15 protein-coding genes and 1 tRNA gene are annotated in these 15,691 nt (G+C 70.3%); 10 read left to right on the plus strand and 6 right to left on the minus strand.

The annotated features are described in order from the left end of the window. Positions 1-66: 66 nt before the first annotated feature. On the minus strand, positions 67-381 hold the full coding sequence (locus ACZ5WC_RS10210) for a hypothetical protein (protein WP_096631978.1): 315 nt from the start codon (positions 379-381) through the stop codon (positions 67-69). 394 nt (positions 382-775) lie between these two features. Here ACZ5WC_RS10210 and ACZ5WC_RS10215 point away from each other — a divergent pair, with 394 nt between their 5' ends. Both ACZ5WC_RS10215 and ACZ5WC_RS10220 read left to right on the plus strand, forming a co-directional pair. Then, entirely contained in the window at positions 776-1,666 is an 891-nt protein-coding gene (locus ACZ5WC_RS10215) for a bifunctional DNA primase/polymerase (RefSeq protein ID WP_468540367.1), read from the plus strand. Positions 1,667-1,864: 198 nt separating this feature from the next. Then, complete coding sequence (locus tag ACZ5WC_RS10220) at positions 1,865-2,968, plus strand: hypothetical protein (protein WP_468540368.1); 1,104 nt, start codon at positions 1,865-1,867, stop codon at positions 2,966-2,968. Positions 2,969-3,338: 370 nt separating this feature from the next. Here the strand turns inward: ACZ5WC_RS10220 and ACZ5WC_RS10225 are convergent, their stop codons facing one another. Continuing rightward, positions 3,339-3,908, minus strand: coding sequence for a DUF4145 domain-containing protein (locus ACZ5WC_RS10225; RefSeq protein ID WP_468540369.1), 570 nt, complete (start codon positions 3,906-3,908; stop codon positions 3,339-3,341). Between the two features lie 976 nt (positions 3,909-4,884). On the opposite strand from ACZ5WC_RS10225, the gene ACZ5WC_RS10230 reads away from it, so the two are divergent. Then, positions 4,885-5,418: an NUDIX hydrolase gene (locus ACZ5WC_RS10230; protein ID WP_468540370.1), complete on the plus strand. Its 534-nt coding sequence runs from the start codon at positions 4,885-4,887 to the stop codon at positions 5,416-5,418. Here the strand turns inward: ACZ5WC_RS10230 and ACZ5WC_RS10235 are convergent. Beyond that, positions 5,396-6,742, minus strand: coding sequence for a hypothetical protein (locus tag ACZ5WC_RS10235; protein ID WP_468540371.1), 1,347 nt, complete (start codon positions 6,740-6,742; stop codon positions 5,396-5,398). The genes ACZ5WC_RS10230 and ACZ5WC_RS10235 overlap by 23 nt on opposite strands. A 323-nt stretch (positions 6,743-7,065) precedes the next feature. On the opposite strand from ACZ5WC_RS10235, the gene ACZ5WC_RS10240 reads away from it, so the two are divergent. From ACZ5WC_RS10240 to ACZ5WC_RS10255, 4 genes are all read left to right on the plus strand, one after another. Continuing rightward, entirely contained in the window at positions 7,066-7,395 is a 330-nt protein-coding gene (locus ACZ5WC_RS10240) for a hypothetical protein (protein WP_468540372.1), read from the plus strand. After that, positions 7,383-8,501, plus strand: coding sequence for a radical SAM protein (locus ACZ5WC_RS10245; RefSeq protein ID WP_468540373.1), 1,119 nt, complete (start codon positions 7,383-7,385; stop codon positions 8,499-8,501). The genes ACZ5WC_RS10240 and ACZ5WC_RS10245 overlap by 13 nt, the downstream gene beginning before the upstream one ends. Beyond that, entirely contained in the window at positions 8,498-8,635 is a 138-nt protein-coding gene (locus tag ACZ5WC_RS10250) for a hypothetical protein (RefSeq protein ID WP_468540374.1), read from the plus strand. The genes ACZ5WC_RS10245 and ACZ5WC_RS10250 overlap by 4 nt, the downstream gene beginning before the upstream one ends. Before the next feature lie 110 nt (positions 8,636-8,745). After that, on the plus strand, positions 8,746-9,567 hold the full coding sequence (locus ACZ5WC_RS10255) for an aminoglycoside phosphotransferase (protein WP_468540375.1): 822 nt from the start codon (positions 8,746-8,748) through the stop codon (positions 9,565-9,567). 81 nt (positions 9,568-9,648) lie between these two features. Here ACZ5WC_RS10255 and ACZ5WC_RS10260 read toward each other — a convergent pair. Next, a tRNA-Ser gene (locus ACZ5WC_RS10260) sits at positions 9,649-9,733 on the minus strand. Positions 9,734-9,818: 85 nt separating this feature from the next. Continuing rightward, on the minus strand, positions 9,819-11,471 hold the full coding sequence (locus ACZ5WC_RS10265; protein ID WP_468540376.1) for a S1C family serine protease: 1,653 nt from the start codon (positions 11,469-11,471) through the stop codon (positions 9,819-9,821). Positions 11,472-11,672: 201 nt separating this feature from the next. Between ACZ5WC_RS10265 and ACZ5WC_RS10270 the strand changes: the two genes are divergently transcribed. From ACZ5WC_RS10270 to ACZ5WC_RS10280, 3 genes are all read left to right on the plus strand, one after another. Further along, entirely contained in the window at positions 11,673-12,515 is an 843-nt protein-coding gene (locus ACZ5WC_RS10270; RefSeq protein ID WP_468540377.1) for a glycerophosphodiester phosphodiesterase, read from the plus strand. 74 nt (positions 12,516-12,589) lie between these two features. Then, complete coding sequence (locus ACZ5WC_RS10275; protein ID WP_468540378.1) at positions 12,590-13,285, plus strand: ATP-binding protein; 696 nt, start codon at positions 12,590-12,592, stop codon at positions 13,283-13,285. A 372-nt stretch (positions 13,286-13,657) separates the two neighbouring features. Further along, positions 13,658-14,623 (plus strand): DUF5926 family protein, encoded by a 966-nt coding sequence (locus ACZ5WC_RS10280; RefSeq protein WP_468540379.1) that lies wholly within the window; start codon positions 13,658-13,660, stop codon positions 14,621-14,623. Positions 14,624-14,847: 224 nt separating this feature from the next. Here ACZ5WC_RS10280 and ACZ5WC_RS10285 read toward each other — a convergent pair whose 3' ends face one another. Beyond that, a complete protein-coding gene (locus ACZ5WC_RS10285) occupies positions 14,848-15,186 on the minus strand; it encodes a hypothetical protein (protein ID WP_468540380.1) in 339 nt (112 codons plus the stop codon). Positions 15,187-15,691: the final 505 nt, after the last annotated feature.

Genomic DNA, 15,691 nt, shown 5'->3' on the forward strand with positions numbered 1-15,691 from the left:
CGAAAGGCGATCAGCCGGGGTCGATCATCAGAACTCGATCACCCGGGGTCGATCACCCGGGGTCGATCACCAGAAGAAGGGCGTGAAGTTCACGGCGACACTGTGGTCCGACTGGTCGATGGCCGTGAAGGCCGAGCCGCTCACCTGGGCGGACGTGTTCTGGTTCGACGCGCCGGCGCCGACAGCCTGCTGCTGGGTCGTGGACGAGTTGCCGGAGTTGTTGCCGCCGACACCGCTGCCGCCGATCGTCGCCACGGCCGCGTTCGATCCGTCGTTCGCGAAAGAGCCGTTGTCCGCCAGGGCAACCCCGCCACAGAGTGCGACGGTCAGGGGCAGGGCGGCGACTGCGGCGAGGGCACGAGCGGTACGGATGCTTGCCATGTCATTTCCTCCAGGAAACGGAAGTACGGCTTCATATCCAGCCTGTGCGGCTGATACATCTGACGCGTCTGATACAGCCGATATGTCTGATACAGCTGATGCGCCTATTACGGCTGGTCCCGGGCCAGTTGGCCGACCGCCCCGGTGCTGGTCACGACGTCGCGAGACCAGAGTTGCCCAGCGCATCCCCGACGAACCCCCTCCGCCCGCCCGATTCCCTCTCACGTATGACGAAGAGCGGATAAACCTTCTTTGTGCCACGGAGGCCCAGGCCGGCGAGGCGCACCCGACGTCCCTTGCCCCCCGTGGAAGAAGCCGCCCTCCCCTCCTGGCCGCACCCCCTCCCCTCCCCACCCCCCTTCCCATACTCGAACGCATGTACGAAAATGGCCGCATGGCCACCATCGACCGGCAGACCCCCGCCCTGGCCCTGGCCCACGCTCTCTCCGCCGCCGAGCGCGGGCTCCCCGTCTTTCCCCTGTCCGCCACCAAACTCCCCGCCCTGCGCTCCCCGCACCACGGCGAACAGCCGCCGGTGCACTGCCGGGGGGAGTGCGGGCTGCCCGGCCACGGTGTGCACGACGCCACGACGGACCCCGCCGCCGTCCGCGCGCTCTTCGCCGCCGCGCCCCGGGCCACCGGGTACGGCATCGCCTGCGGACGCGCCCCGCACCGGCTCATCGGTATCGACCTGGACGTCGACACGACGTACGGCAACGACTCGGCCGGGGCCCTCCGGCAGCTCGCGCTCCAGCACCTGTTCACCATCCCGCCGACGGTCACCGTGCTCACCCCGAGCGGCGGCCGCCACCTCTGGCTGACCGGCCCCGCCGATGTGACGGTCGCCAACTCCGCGAGCCGCCTGGCCCCGGGCATCGACATCCGGGGCAGCGGCGGCTACCTGGTCGGCCCCGGCTCGGTCACCGCCCACGGCCGGTACCGCCTCGCCCCCGGCACCGCCCACCTCACCCCGGCCCCCTGCCCCCGCGCCCTCCTGCGCCTCCTCACCCCGCCCCCGCACACTCCCCGCACCCACGGCACGGGCGGCGGCCGGGGCCGCCGGGGCGAGGGCCTGATCCAGTTCGTACTGGCCGCACACGAGGGCCAGCGCAACACCCGCCTGTTCTGGGCGGCCTGCCGCGCCTACGAACACGGCTTCGGCGACGCCCTGGCCGACGCGCTCACCGCGGCCGCGGTACGCACCGGGCTCCCCGAACACGAGGCACGCGCCGCGATCGCGTCGGCGGCGCGGCTGACGTCGGGCAGGGGAAGCGAGCCCCTGTAGGAGCGGGCCCCGCGCAACCGGTCGTCGCGTAACGGCTGACCGCGCAAGGACTGAGGGCGTACCCGTTGATGGCATACGCCCGATGACATCCCCGCCTGAGACCATTCCCGCCCATTGCCGGTTCCCGGCAGCAAGCAGCACGACGGAATGCAGACATCGCCCCTGCCGCTGCCGCCCTGACCGCTACAGAATGCGGGGGTGACTCCGACACAGAGCAGTGAGCCCAGCCCGAGGCGCAGGCCGACGACGCGTTCCGCCCTGGCCGTGGGCACGTTGCTGGCACTGGTGTCGACCTGGCTGCTCCTGGTCACCACTCCCGGCGCCCGCGACAAGGAGCACGCTTTCACCACGGCGGTGGCCTGCCCCGCAACCGGCGACGCCCACAAGGGCGATTGCCTGCGCACGGTCAAGGCGGTGATCGACCGCACCGAGAAGGAGACGGGCCGCAAGACGTCTTCGTACTGGCTGTACGTCACCGAGCCCGACGGGTCGTCCACCCGCACCCGGATCGACGGCAGCCCGAGGCAGGAACCGGGCGCGCGACCGGGAGCGAGCGTCGAGGTCACGTACTGGCGGGACCAGATCCGGTACGTGGACTTCCCCACCGCCCGCCGCTACACGAACGCGGACCCGCGCGGCGACTACCGGATCCCCCTCACCTTCGGCCTGGGCCTGGGCCTCTACGGGGCGACGTTCCTGGCGGGCGCGGCCGCGATGGCCTGGGGCACGCGGCGCTCGCCCAAGGCGTACCCCTGGCAGGTGGGCCTCGCGTTCACCGGCGGCCTGCTCCTCACCGCGGTCGGCGCCGTGGCCCCCTGGCCGACCGACAGCATCGGTGCAGCCCTGCGACTCACCGCCCTGGGCGGCCTGGTGATCCTGCCGGGCTGTGCCCTGGCCGTACCGTTCCTGCGGCGTCGCGGCCGCCGCGACGACACCATCGCCCTGAAGCCGTACGTACTGACCGGGCAGGAGTGCGTGCCCGGCGTCATCATGGGCGAGGTCCCGTACGCGGGCACCGCCGGATTCCTGGCGGCCGCCCCCGGCTCCCTGGCCACCACTCCCGACCCGACGGGCGCCTTCCACCGCAAGGAAACCCCCCGCACCCTGACCCCACTCCGCCTCCGCCCTCCGTACAGCGCCGACCCCCCGGGCCGCCCCGACTTCGACGGCCGGGCGGTCGTCCTGGAGTGCGAGGACGGGGGCGTACCGGTGCTGATCGTGACGCGGAAGAAGGACATGCCGAAGGTACTGGCGGCGCTCCCACCGCTTCCGCCCCCGCCGGCAACCGATCCAACGCGGTGACGGGTCGAATCCCCGGGACCGCAAGACACGGTCGGCGGCGTCGGTGCGCCCCGCCCGGGAGATCCTCACGGCCTGGCACGAGCACCGCAAAGGCTTCTGAACCGCGTTCGCTTCCTGCTACGAGCCGCGCGCAACGAGAACGACCCCCGACCGATGCACCTGGTCAGGGGCCGTTCATCCGCGGTGGGTGTGGGATTTGAACCCACGGTGACATCGCTGCCACGACGGTTTTCGAGAGGGTGCTGCGGGAAGCCTGCTGTACGTGCCTGACCTACTCCTTCGGCCCCGTCACTACGCCCTGTGGTGCCAGGCGGTCCACACCGGGTCCACTGCGGCCGCTGCGGGCCCGATCGCACCGTCTCCAGCAGTCCTACAGATGAAGTGCAGAGATCCTACTGAGCAGGAGGTTGGTCTGCTGCTCCATGAGGCCGGCACGCTCGCGGCTTAGCTCATCGAACTGGCCATGAGCCGCTGCATTACGGAGTCCGCCTACTTGCTCAAGATCTTTTGCTTCCTGCTTCGTGATCAGCTCCTCCCTGCGCAGAAGCTGCGAGTACGTGCTGAGCGAAGGACGCTCGGGCAGCTCTAGCCCACGGGCCTCGATCAGCGACCGCAGTGCACTCTCCAAAGCGGCGCCACACAACACAATGGCCGCAGCAGGATGGGTCTGCTTGTCGCCCAGCAACCGCCGCACCTGGCCCATCATGTCCGTGCTGATCAAGCCCACTTCAGACCACGCACGGGCACCAACGATTTCACTGACACCCGCTTCGACCTGTCGAACCCAGGTAAGCAGGACGTCGCCGACGGCGCGAGCTCCCGACTCAGTCGACTGGTTGTCGCCCTTGCTCTGGTACACCTCAGCAGCTCGGGAAGTCCAGAAGCTGTCCTCTCCGGCGTACTGGCGAAGGAACTCCATGCCAGCGAACGCGTTCGCCATCAGGGCAGGAAGCTGCTGGTGGTCCGATATCTGCCACCAGCCCCGGCCGTCCCCGTTCCTACCGGGCTTCCACACCAGACTCCTTGCAGTGTCTGGGCCAGTGAGCGAGCGTACGAGAGAACCTGTTCCTGACTAGGCATATCAACACTCCGACTGCGCGATGGAACTCTCGATCATCGCTTCCGAAGGTTCTGTACGAACACAGTTTGGAGAGTTACAGGAGACTGTCGGTATGGCCAAGGAGTACCGAGTCGGGATCGTATGCACCGATAGGGGCCAGCACGCGCGAGTCCGTCTGACGATGGCCCGGCGCGAAGCTGATGGCAGCCATGGGATGACCCATGCCCTCAGATACTTCGCGTCACCCATGCGGGACGCCGAGCCTGGATCCATGATGGGTCGTAGTTCATACGTCTTCAGGTGCCCAGCATGCCCGCGCATCCCCCAAGTTGAAGCAGCAAGGTGGTGGCAGCTCGTAGATGAGATGAGAGCTGCAGGCTTCACCGAGCTGGACATCTCGTTGCTGCCATGAAGCTGCTGCCGTACAGCTAGGGCAGCCCCTGGGCGAGGACGGGGTCACTTTCCAGTCACGTACGTGACGTTCGCCGCAAGCCCGCTCATCCGGTGGGTAGCTTCAAGCTGCCCATGGAGAGCACATGCAGGGCTTTCTCATCGACATTCTCGCCAATCTGGCGGCAAGCACTGCCACAACTATCGGTGTACTTGCGGGCCGGAGCACACTCGCGCGGTGGCGTCGACGCCGTGGTCAGGAAGGCAACAACAGCTAGCCCTGGCTTCACAACTGGCTGACAACAGGTTGGCCCCCGCTCGCGGCCTTGAGCGAGGGCCAATCACTACCGTCCTCATCTCCTCAGGCCGACTACCTATTCGTCACTATGACGTGAATTTGATCGAACCTGGGAGCCGGTGGCTGTAGCTCTGCGATGCTGGAGGCCGATCGAGAGGGGCCGCAGCGATGCAGTGGAAGATCTACGGGGAACGTCCGATCTACGAGAACAACTGGGTGAACCTGTGGCTCACCGACGTCGAGACGCCCGACGGGAACCGCTGGGAGCACCACGTCGTCAAGCTCCGCCACCTGGCCGTGGCCGCCGTCGTCAACGAGCGGCGCGAGGTCCTGATGATGTGGCGGCACCGCTTCATCACGAACGCCTGGGCATGGGAGCTGCCCATGGGGTTGGTCGAGGAGGGCGAGAGCCCGGCGGAAGCAGCAGCCCGTGAGGTGCTGGAGGAGACCGGCTGGCGGCCCGGCCCGATCAAGTCGCTGATCTACGCCGAGCCGGCCAACGGCATCACCGACTCCCAACACCACATCTTCCGGGCCGACGGAGCAACGTACGAAGGCCCGCCGACCGAGAAGAACGAGTCGGACCGGATCGAATGGATCCCGCTGGCCGATGTGCGGGGCATGATCGACCGGCGCGAGATCGTCAGCAGCGGATCCCTCGTCGGGCTGCTCTACGTACTTATGGACGACGCGATCCGCTGATCTGCCGGGGCAGCGCTTCCCGGAGCCTGGACTCGAACGCCACCGCGGCCGGTTCCCGGCGGAAGGGCTCCAACTGCTCGTAGAACTCCCGGAGGTGGCCGGCGACTCGTTGCGAGCTGACGGCCGCTGCCGGGGCCAGGGCGTCCATGGCCGCGTGGCACGCCTCGCCGAGTTTGCCGCGTTGGAGCTGAGTGCGGGCGAGCCAGAAAGCGTGGAAGGCGCGGCCTCGGTGATTCGTCTGGTGTTCTCGGCGCAGAGCGTCCGCAACCAGGGGTTCGGCGAGGGCGGCTTCGCCCAGGCGGCCGTGCGCGATACCGGTGTCCACGATCAGCTTCGGCTCGTCGAAATAGGCGACCCAGGCCGGGTCGGGATCACCGGTGCTAATCCGTCCGAAGTGGGTGTGCGCTTCCGAGATCGCGGTGTGAGTCGCGCCGTGGTTGCCGAGGGTGGCGTGGGCGAAGGCTTCGCGCATCGCGAGCATGGCCAGCACACGCGGTGTCGTCCCCGCAGCCGTTCGGGCCTGGTCCTGAGCAGCCGTGACGAGCGCGAGGGCGTCGCCGGGCTTGTCCTGGTAGGTGGCCTGGAGGCTCATGCAGGCGAGGACGTTGGCCATGAACTGGCGGTCGTCAATGGCCTTGGCCAGGCCGAGGGATTCGGTGAAGTAGGCGCGTGCCTGGTTGTACTGGCGGGCGTCGAAGTAGGTCCACCCGGTGAGCCGGGCCAGCTCGGCCGCGATGCTGTGCAGGCCGTCCCGTAGGGGAGCCGGACGCTGCTCCTTGAGGAGATCGATGACGTAGCGGAGCTGACCGACGACCGCCGGCCGTAAGGTCTCGCCGCCGTGCTCGTCGTCCCGGCGCCAGTAGTCCGCGATCGACGAGTGCAACGCGTCCAGCGTCGAGGCACTGAGATCCCGCTCGGTCGCCAGGGCGAGGATGCTGTCGACGCCTGCCCCCGGTAGTCCGGCGGCCAGTGGTTCGACGGCTGAGGCCGGCACCTCGGCCGGTTCGCGCGGCGTGACCGTCAGGCTGGGCGGCGTCTCCCAGGAGCGTCGGGCAAGTCCGAGCATGTGTCCGGGGATGCGCAGTCCGTCCGAGATCCGTTCGATCACGTCCATGTGCAGCAGCTGCCGCCGTCCGGCGATCACCTCGCCCACGCGGCTCGGGGTCAGGTCGCAGCGGCGCGCGATCATCGACGGATAGATGCCTGCTCGTGCCTTGACCAGCTGAAAGATGCGGCCGAAGTCTCTGGCCTGGCATGCCTCGATCATCACTTGGTCCGTGAGCAGGCTGACCGGGAGTTCCTTCGAGCGAGATGACTCGGGCATCGGGCACGCTCCGGCATGAGGACTACAGATCGCTGCACTTGTTCAACCAAGGGTGATGTTACCCAAGTTGGGTAATCCGCTTGGCCTTTCTGGCCGGGCCCGTGAATCGCGATGCTCCTGGCCATGGCGAACGGACAGGACGACGTACGGATGACGTTGCGGGTCTCCCGCGACTCCGGCCAGACGTGGGGGCCTCTCACGGAGGTACGCCTGGGCGAGGACCCGGTGGTCCCGGAGAACCCGGGCCGCTACCCGCCCTGCGTCTGTCCCCGGTGCTCGCAACAGGCTCGGAACGCCGTTGCATCCTGCCGGATGGTGTCGTGATGCGGTGCGCGCACTGGTGCCGGGTGCCCCTCGACCTGGCACGGGAAGCACGGCAGAAGTCGGCCGCCAAGTACATCGACAGGGCGGTGCAGTGCCAGCTGTCCGCGCACGACGAGGGTGAGCACTTCGGTCTCCTCACCGACGCCTGCGCGTACGGGACCGCGCTGTGGCTCCGCTGGCACGGGACGGACGAGGCGGAACTCATCGTGCTGCCGGACTGCCCGGTGGCCGCCCCGGGGCCCGACGGCGAGGCCTGCTGCCTGTTCGCCGACCACACCGAGCAGCACACCTGGGAAGACGCCCTGGAGGAGATCTCGTGCACCAGCTGATCGCAAGCCCGTACAACGGAACGTTCCTGATCGCCCGCCCTGGCTCCAAGGGCGGCATGCGCATTCCCCGGACGCTCTACGAAGAGCTGGCCTCGACGGCCGAGAGCAGTAGCCCTGCGCCGGTCTGGCTCCTCGACCACGCCCGCACAGCCTGGGGCCTGGACCTGGCAGGCGCAGTGACGCGGGACGTCGTTCTCGTACGCTCCGAGACCGGCCTCGTTTACGGCCGGGCCACATACGAGATCAACAAGGGTTGCAACTTCAACTGCGAGCACTGCTACCTCGCGGAACGGAAGCTCGAGGGGCTGCCCTGGCCGGACAAGGTCCGGCTCCTGCACCTGCTGCGGGACGCCGGGGTGCTATGGCTCCAGTTCACAGGCGGCGAGCCGCTGATCGACCGGGACTTCGTGGACGCGTACGCGCTCGCCCACCGGTCCGGGATGCTGATCGAGATCCTGACCAACGGCTCCCGGCTCCACCGCCCCGAGATCATCGAGCTCCTGCGCGACCTTCCACCGCACAAGGTGACCGTCTCCCTCTACGGAGCGACCCCCGACAGCTTCGACGCGCTCACCCGCAAGCCGGGAGCGTTCAAGCTGGTCGAGAAGGGGCTAGTCGCGGCACACGGGGCCGGCATTGCCCTGGAACTGGCGCTGATCATCACCCGCCACAACGCCCATGAGCTGGACGCCATGCGCGCCCTTGCCGAGCGGTACGGGGCGAGCCGCCAGGAGTACGGAACGATCTCCCCCACGTACACCGGCACACCCGAACCCCTCGCCGCGCAGGCCCCTGGCTTCCTGGACAAGACGAGCGTCTTCAAGGGCTGCCCCGCCGGCCACACCTTCTTCCACATCGACCCGCACGGGCTGGCAACCATGTGCAAGGTCGGCCGCGAGAACCCCATCGACCTCATGTCCGAGGGCCTGGACGGACTCCTCCGTCTGCCCGGCATCGCCGATGCCCAGATGCTTCGCACCGGCGGCTGCGGCAGCTGCCAGCTCTCCGGCACCTGCCGGGTCTGCCGACCGCTCGCCAAGGCCTACCAGGAGGCGAAGGCACCACTGAACACCTACTGCCAACACGAAAGCGAGGAAGCGTCATGACCGCTGTCATGGTGGAGATCAGCCCCCGGCCGCCGGCCCCGCAGGAGCGCGAGGGAGTCATCCTCCTGGACGACCTGGAGGTGCTGACCGAGGGCGCCGTCCCGGGCTGCAACGACGACAACCCGTACCGGTAGACAACCCGGTCGCACAGAACCGCGGGGGCTTCCGGACGTTCTTCCGTCCGAAGTCCCCGCACCACTGCACGCCCACACCCGCACCCGCTTCCGTGGAAGAGTGAAGCCCCATGGCGACCATCCGCATCGGCCTCGACCGCCTGCCGCCCGCCGCCCGCGCCGCCGTCGAAGAGCACACCGGCCCCCTCCTCACGGTCGAGGAGACAGCCGAGGGCTTCAACAGCGAGATCGCCGCCCGCGTCGCCTCCGCCACAGGCACCTGGCACATCAAAGGGCTGCGCACCGACCACCCCCGCGCCTGGACCCAGCGCCGGGAGGCCACCGTCGCCCCCTTCCTCACCGGCCTGGCCCCCGCCCTCCGCTGGCGCGTCGAGACCGCCGGATGGGACCTCCTCGGCTTCCAAGCCCTCACCGGCCACCACGCCGACTACACCCCCGGCTCCCCCGACCTCCCCGAAGCCGCCGCCCTCCTGCGCCGACTCGGCGAGACCCCCTGTCCCGGCATCGACTTGCGCCATGCCGAACAGCGCCTGGAGCGCTACGCCGCCCACCCCGACGACCGCCGGTTCTTCGGCGGGACCCACCTGCTCCACACCGACCTGAACAACGCCAACGTCCTCGTCGACGACCGCGCCCCCGGGGGCGACCGGGCCCGTCTGGTCGACTGGGCCTGGGCGACCCGCGGGGCGGCCTGGCTCGACGCGGGCTACTGGGTCATCTGGCTCATCGCCGCCGGTCACACTCCCGCATCGGCCGAAGAGTGGGCAGCCGAGATCCCCTCCTGGCACACCGCCCCCACCGAGGGCATCACCGCCTTCGCCGCCGCCAACCACACCCTCTGGAACGAGATCAGCACCGCCGATCCCACCCCGTGGACCCAGCGACTCGCGATCGCCGCCACGGCCTGGCACGAGCACCGCAAAGGCTTCTGAACCGCGTTCGCTTCCTGCTACGAGCCGCGCGCAACGAGAACGACCCCCGACCGATGCACCTGGTCAGGGGCCGTTCATCCGCGGTGGGTGTGGGATTTGAACCCACGGTGACTCGCGCCACGACGGTTTTCAAGACCGTTCCCTTAGGCCGCTCGGGCAACCCACCCCGCGTCGGCGGTCCAGGGCTGTGCAAGCCGATGGGCCGTCAGGCCCGGGTGGGGCCGGTTCGACGCTTGGGACAGCCTAGCCGGTCAGCTGTCGCCCTCGCGCTGGCCCAGGGTGACTTCGGCCGTGGCCGTCTTGCCGTCGCGCTCGTAGGTCAGGGTCACCTTCTCGCCCGGCTCGCGGGTCCAGATCTCGCCGATCAGGGTCGGGCCGCTGTCGATCACGGTGTCGTTGAACTTGGTGATCACATCGCCCGCCTTGAGGCCCGCCTTGGCCGCCGGGCCGTTCGGGGTGACGGCGGGGGTGCCGCCCACGCCCTGGGAGGAGATGGCCGCGCCGCCGGTCTTCTCCTCCATCGTGACCGTCGCGCCGATCACCGGGTAGACCGGCTTTCCGGTCTTGATCAGCTGCTCGGCGACGTTCTTGGCCTGGTTGATCGGGATCGCGAAGCCGAGGCCGATGGAGCCCGCCTGGGACGGGCCGAGGCCGCCGCCGGTCGACTGGATCGCGGAGTTGATGCCGATGACCGCGCCCGTCGCGTCCAGCAGCGGGCCGCCGGAGTTGCCCGGGTTGATCGAGGCGTCGGTCTGCAGGGCGCTCATGTACGAGTTCTTGCCGCTGGAGCCGTCCCCGGACGCCACCGGGCGGTTCTTCGCGCTGATGATGCCCGTGGTCACCGTGTTCGAGAGGCCGAAGGGCGCCCCGATCGCGATCGTCGAGTCGCCCACCGCGACGCTCGCGGAGTTGCCGAGGGGCAGGGGGGCCAGGCCCGGCGGCGGGCTCTTCAGCTTCAGCACGGCCACGTCGTAACCCTGTGCCCGGCCGACCACCTCGGCCGCGTACTTCTTGCCGTTGGAGAACGTCGCCGACAGTTCACCGGCCTCCGCCGCGGAGGCCACTACGTGGTTGTTCGTGAGGATGTGGCCCTCTTTGTCGTACACGAAGCCGGTGCCCGTGCCGCCCTCGCCGCTGTTCCCCTGCGCGTCGATCGTGACCACGCTGGGCAGCGCCTTCGCCGCGACCCCGGCCACCGTGCCCGCGGGGCGCTTCAGGTCCCTCGGGGTGTCCGACGCCGAGATCGTGGTCGAGCCGCCCGAGGTCCGGTTGTCGGTGCGGTCGGCCGCCCAGTAGCCGAGAGCGCCGCCGATACCGCCCGCGACGAGCGCCGCCACCGCGACGGCCGCCACCAGCCCGCCGCCCCGGCGCTTGCCGCGCGCCGGTTCGGAGCCGGGCGGGACCGGAGCGCCCCAGACCGGGCCGTGGCCGCTCCCGTTGCCGATGCCGCCTGACGCGTGACCGGCGTCCCCGCCGGCGTACGACGGGACGGTCGGCGGGGGCGGCGGCCAGGCGGCCGCGCCCGCGGGGGGCTCGGGCGCCGCGCCGTACGGGGAGTGCTGCGGCGGGTGAGGTGCCTGGGGGGCGTGGGGCGTTGTGGGGTGGGAGGGCGGGGCGCCCTGGCTCGGGGCTCCTTGGTGCGAGGCTCCCTGGCTCGGGGCGCCCTGGTGCGTGGGGTCGTGGCGAGGTGCTTCCGCGTGCGCGGGGGTGGCCGGTGCGGTGGCGTCGCCCGGCGTGCCCTGGGTGGTGTGTGCGGTGTCCTGGGGCGGAGCCGGCGGTGACGAGGGCGACGACGGGGGTGTCGCTCCGTCAGGGGCCGGCACGGGAGTGGCGGCCGGCACGGGAGGTGCGGACGGCGCGGCCGGTACCGCGTTGTCCTCGTTGCCCTCGTTCTCGGTGCTCACAGCTCTTTGCTCCTCGGTTCCACTCGGCATCCAGTCGGTCTTCGGCAGGAAATCCGCTGTGCACGTGTCTGCGGTCAGCTTTTCCCACAGCGCGTCGGGTCACTGTAAGCAGGACCTGTGCATCCGCACACCAATCTTTACATCAGACAAAACAGACCTCCAGGGTGACATGTGCTCACCCACCCCCGTGGCGGTGACACCATGGCGCGGGTGACCCAAGCACGACAGCGCAGCACGCACACCTCGATCCAGGTCGTCGCCCATCGCGGCGCCTCCGACGACGCCCCCGAACACACCCTGGCCGCCTACCGCAAGGCGATCGAGGACGGCGCCGACGCCCTGGAGTGCGACGTCCGGCTGACCGCCGACGGGCATCTCGTCTGCGTCCACGACCGGCGGGTGAACCGTACGTCGAACGGGCGCGGCGCCGTCTCGGCGCTGGAGCTGGCCGACCTCGCCGCCCTCGACTTCGGCTCCTGGAAGGACCGCGAGGAGTCGCCCGACTGGGATCCGGTGCCGGGCGAGCTCACCTCCGTGCTCACCCTGGAACGGCTCCTGGAGCTGTTCACCGAGGTACGGGCGACCGGGCGGCCGCTCCAGCTGGCCATCGAGACGAAGCACCCCACCCGGTGGGCCGGACAGGTGGAGGAGCGGCTCCTCCACCTGCTCAAGCGCTTCGGGCTCGCCGATCCGCCCGCCGTCGCCGACGAGCCCTCGCCCATCCGCATCATGAGCTTCTCCGCCCGCTCCCTGCACCGTGTCCAGGCGGCGGCGCCCACGCTGCCCACGGTCTATCTGATGCAGTTCGTCTCGCCCCGGCTGCGGGACGGGCGGCTGCCCGCCGGGGCCCGGATCGCAGGACCCGGCATGCGGATCGTGCGCAGCCACCCCGGCTACATCGAACGGCTCCACCGCGCCGGGCAGCGGGTGCACGTGTGGACCGTGAACGAGCCGGCCGACGTCGAGCTCTGCGCCGAACTCGGCGTCGAGGCGATCATCACCAACCGCCCCAAGCAGGTTCTGTCCCAACTGGGCCGCATTTAACACATAAGCGCCACCCGACACCTCTCGTCACGGGGAGTACACCGGCGCACTCGCTGCGCATTCGGTCGTGACGAGTGCGTCACCAGCAGCGCTTTGGCCGGTTTCCGGTCCAGCCCAGTGGGGCATCCAACCCGTGGCATGGGGCGAAGGAGGTCTCGGGGGTGGCGTTGGTGGTGGCACAAGAGGTGCCCGCGTCGTCGAGCATGGCCGTTCCTCATGGCCCTGCCGGCGTGCGGCAGGCACGACACCGGATGCGTGAGCAGTTGCGCGGCAACGGGGTGTCGGACGCGGTCGTCGACGACGCCGTTCTGATCCTTTCCGAACTTCTCAGCAACGCCTGCCGGCACGGCAGGCCCCTCGGGCGGCACGCCGACGTCGGCGACGGCGACATCCGCGCCGCCTGGCGGGTGGACACGCACGGCGGCCTGACCGTGGAGGTCACGGACGGCGGCGGCCCGACCCGTCCCGTTCCGGCGACGCCATCGGTGACGGCCCGCGGCGGCCGGGGGCTCAACATCATCAGCGCCCTGGCCCAGGAGTGGGGCGTACGCGACGACGCCTCCGGCGAGGTCACCGTCTGGGCCCTGGTCTCCTCGAAGAAGCCGCCCGGCGCCGGTGGACCGCCCGGAATCGGTGGCCCTCCCGCAACCGGAGTCGGTGGCTCTCCCGGCATCGGCGGGCCGGTCGGCATCGGCGGGCTGCCCGGCGTCAGCGGGCCTGCCGGGTTTCCCGGGCTGGACCTCTCCGAGGCCTTCGACGACGTCGGCTGATCCGGACGCCACGGGCCGCCCCGGGTGCCCGCCCGCGACCGACACGTGCCGCCCCGTAGACGCTCGCCCCGGCCGACACGGGCCGCCCCGGACACTCCGCCGCCGACCGGCGCGGGCCGAACCCGAGACACCCGCCACCGACCGACACAACCCGCCCCGGAGAACCCGCCACCAACCGGCACGACCCACCCCGGAACCACCCCAGACACCCGCCCCGGTCTCAGGCCGCCCCAGGAGCGCCCGCCCCGAGCGACCGCCCGTCAGCGCGCCCCGTACGCCGCGCGGTGCCGCCGCATCCTCCCGGGCCGCTAGGCTCGCGCCGATACCGCTCTGTAGCACCGTCGTACCGTCGCACTCGGGAGAACGCCCAGCATGGCCAAGAAGCGCCCTCAGTCCAAGGCCGGGAAGCAGCAGCTCAAGGACGGTGAGATCCCGGTCGTCGGAGCCCGTGAGCCCTGCCCGTGCGGTTCGGGCCGTCGCTACAAGGCGTGTCACGGACGCGCCGCCGCCCAGGCCGTGACCGAGCTCGTGCACCGCCCGTTCGAGGGGCTCGCGGGCGAGTGCGACTGGGTCGCGCTGCGGGAGCTGGTGCCTGCCGCCACGGTCGAACTGACCCTGAAGGACGGGCTGCCCGAGGGCGTTCCGTCGGTGACGCTCGCGACGGTCCTGCCGATGGCGTGGCCCGCCCTGCGCCGCGACGACGGTTCCGTCCTGCTCGCCCTGCAGAACGACACCTCGTCCGGCGACCTCAGCCGCGACCTCGCGGACACCCTCCAGCGGGCCCTGGAGGCCGAGCCCGGCTCGCCCGTGACCGCCCGCCGGGTCCCGGCCGACGGCCCCCGCCTCCAGGATCTCCTCGCCCCCGACGCCGCGTTCGAGCCGGACGTGCACACGGGGTTCGAGTTCTGGGTGCCCGACGCGGAGAACGCGACACCCGAGGTGTCCGCCTCCCTGGAGCGCGCCAACGCCGCCGCGATCCCGACGACGCTGCTGTCCGGCGTCGATGCCGCGTACTGGTGCGAGACCCCGGAGAAGAACCACCTGCGCTGGGTCATGCCGCACCCCGAGGAGCAGCTCCTCGACGCGCTCGCCCGGCTGCATGCCGCAGGCACCTCCTCGCTCGGCGAAGGCACCCGGCTCGTCGGGTCGTTCCGGGCGCACGGGCTGGTCGTCCCCGTCTGGGACCTGCCGAGCTCGATGGGCGCCGAGGCCTGTGAGAAGCCCGCCGTCGCGTTCGCCGAGCGGCTGGCCTCCGCGCTCGCCTCCGACGCCCCGCTCACCGCCGAGGAGCGGCGCGCCCGGGGCGGGCTCACCAACCGCCAGGTGACGCTCAGCTGACACGGGCAAGGAGCCGCCGCAGACGGTGATCCGCGTCACAACTCACCGTACTCGTAAGTAAATCCCTGTCCCTACAGGCGAGATCGAATTTGCGAACGGCAGATCTCTTGTTACGGTTCTAGAAGCCCGGTCGCTGGTGCATCCCCCGTCGCCAGCGACCGGGCGTCCTCGTCTCCGGCCGCGGCCCCCTGCGCCCGGCCTCGGTACGCCACCGCCGACGGCGCTCAGCCCGTCGCGGCGCCCGGGTCGGCGGACGCCCGGTCCGACCCGGCGCGGAGCAGCAGCGGCGCCTCCTCCACCGGCCCAGCGCCCACGAACTCCGCGACCGCCCAGTACGCCGAAGGCTTCCCGGCCGACACCCCGTGCGGCGTCTCGCAGCTGCCCGGCTCGTCGTGCGCCGTCGGCGCGCAGTGGAGCTCCACGGTCCGGCCGCCCGGGCCCATCAGCGTGAGCACGGACCGGAGTTCCTCACCGGTCGTGTTGCGGTAGTACGTACGCGCCCAGGTCTCGCCGTCCCGGGCCATGACGCAGGTCTGCGCCTCGACGCCCTCCGGCGCGACCACCTCGGGGCCGCACCGGGCGACGTCAGGGCCACCACCGGGGACCGCCGGGCGATCAAATTCAGACAGGGGTCCGGCTTCTGCGTCCATTTTCGATGGCGATTTCCGCAACACCGAAGAGGAAGGGGTGCCCACATCTCCGGATAGTTCATCAGAAAGCTTTCCCTGATAACTTTCTGGCGAAGTGCCAGAAGATTTCGCATCGCCCGCACGGCCCTCCACGACAACCGGAGTACCCACGGGATCCGCGGATGCAATCAGGGGAACCAGACACGCGGATACGACGACAGCCGTGAGGCCGATCATGCGGAGATTCATGGTGGCCCCACCTGGCGACTGCGCGAATTGTGACGACGGGGCGACGATATCGGCGGAATGCGCGCCGCCGGGCCGCCCCGCACCCGCACACCGCGGATCCGGCCCCGACTCACACCCGTACGAGTGAGCCGAGGGACCGTGTCAGTACGCCGGTCAGTTCGCGCGCGATCAGTACGCCCGTCGGCGCAGG

This window comes from Streptomyces sp. NPDC033165 (assembly GCF_055577965.1).

Bases quoted from the DNA above. Each gene is read 5' to 3' on its own strand.
- ACZ5WC_RS10215 (WP_468540367.1), top strand. From the start codon at position 776: ATGGCCACCATCGACCGGCAGACCCCCGCCCTGGCCCTGGCCCACGCT.
- ACZ5WC_RS10280 (WP_468540379.1), top strand. From the start codon at position 13,658: ATGGCCAAGAAGCGCCCTCAGTCCAAGGCCGGGAAGCAGCAGCTCAAG.
- ACZ5WC_RS10250 (WP_468540374.1), top strand. From the start codon at position 8,498: ATGACCGCTGTCATGGTGGAGATCAGCCCCCGGCCGCCGGCCCCGCAG.
- ACZ5WC_RS10240 (WP_468540372.1), top strand. From the start codon at position 7,066: ATGCGGTGCGCGCACTGGTGCCGGGTGCCCCTCGACCTGGCACGGGAA.
- ACZ5WC_RS10225 (WP_468540369.1), bottom strand. From the start codon at position 3,908: ATGGCGAACGCGTTCGCTGGCATGGAGTTCCTTCGCCAGTACGCCGGA.
- ACZ5WC_RS10230 (WP_468540370.1), top strand. From the start codon at position 4,885: ATGCAGTGGAAGATCTACGGGGAACGTCCGATCTACGAGAACAACTGG.
- ACZ5WC_RS10210 (WP_096631978.1), bottom strand. From the start codon at position 381: ATGGCAAGCATCCGTACCGCTCGTGCCCTCGCCGCAGTCGCCGCCCTG.
- ACZ5WC_RS10235 (WP_468540371.1), bottom strand. From the start codon at position 6,742: ATGCCCGAGTCATCTCGCTCGAAGGAACTCCCGGTCAGCCTGCTCACG.
- ACZ5WC_RS10255 (WP_468540375.1), top strand. From the start codon at position 8,746: ATGGCGACCATCCGCATCGGCCTCGACCGCCTGCCGCCCGCCGCCCGC.
- ACZ5WC_RS10270 (WP_468540377.1), top strand. From the start codon at position 11,673: ATGGCGCGGGTGACCCAAGCACGACAGCGCAGCACGCACACCTCGATC.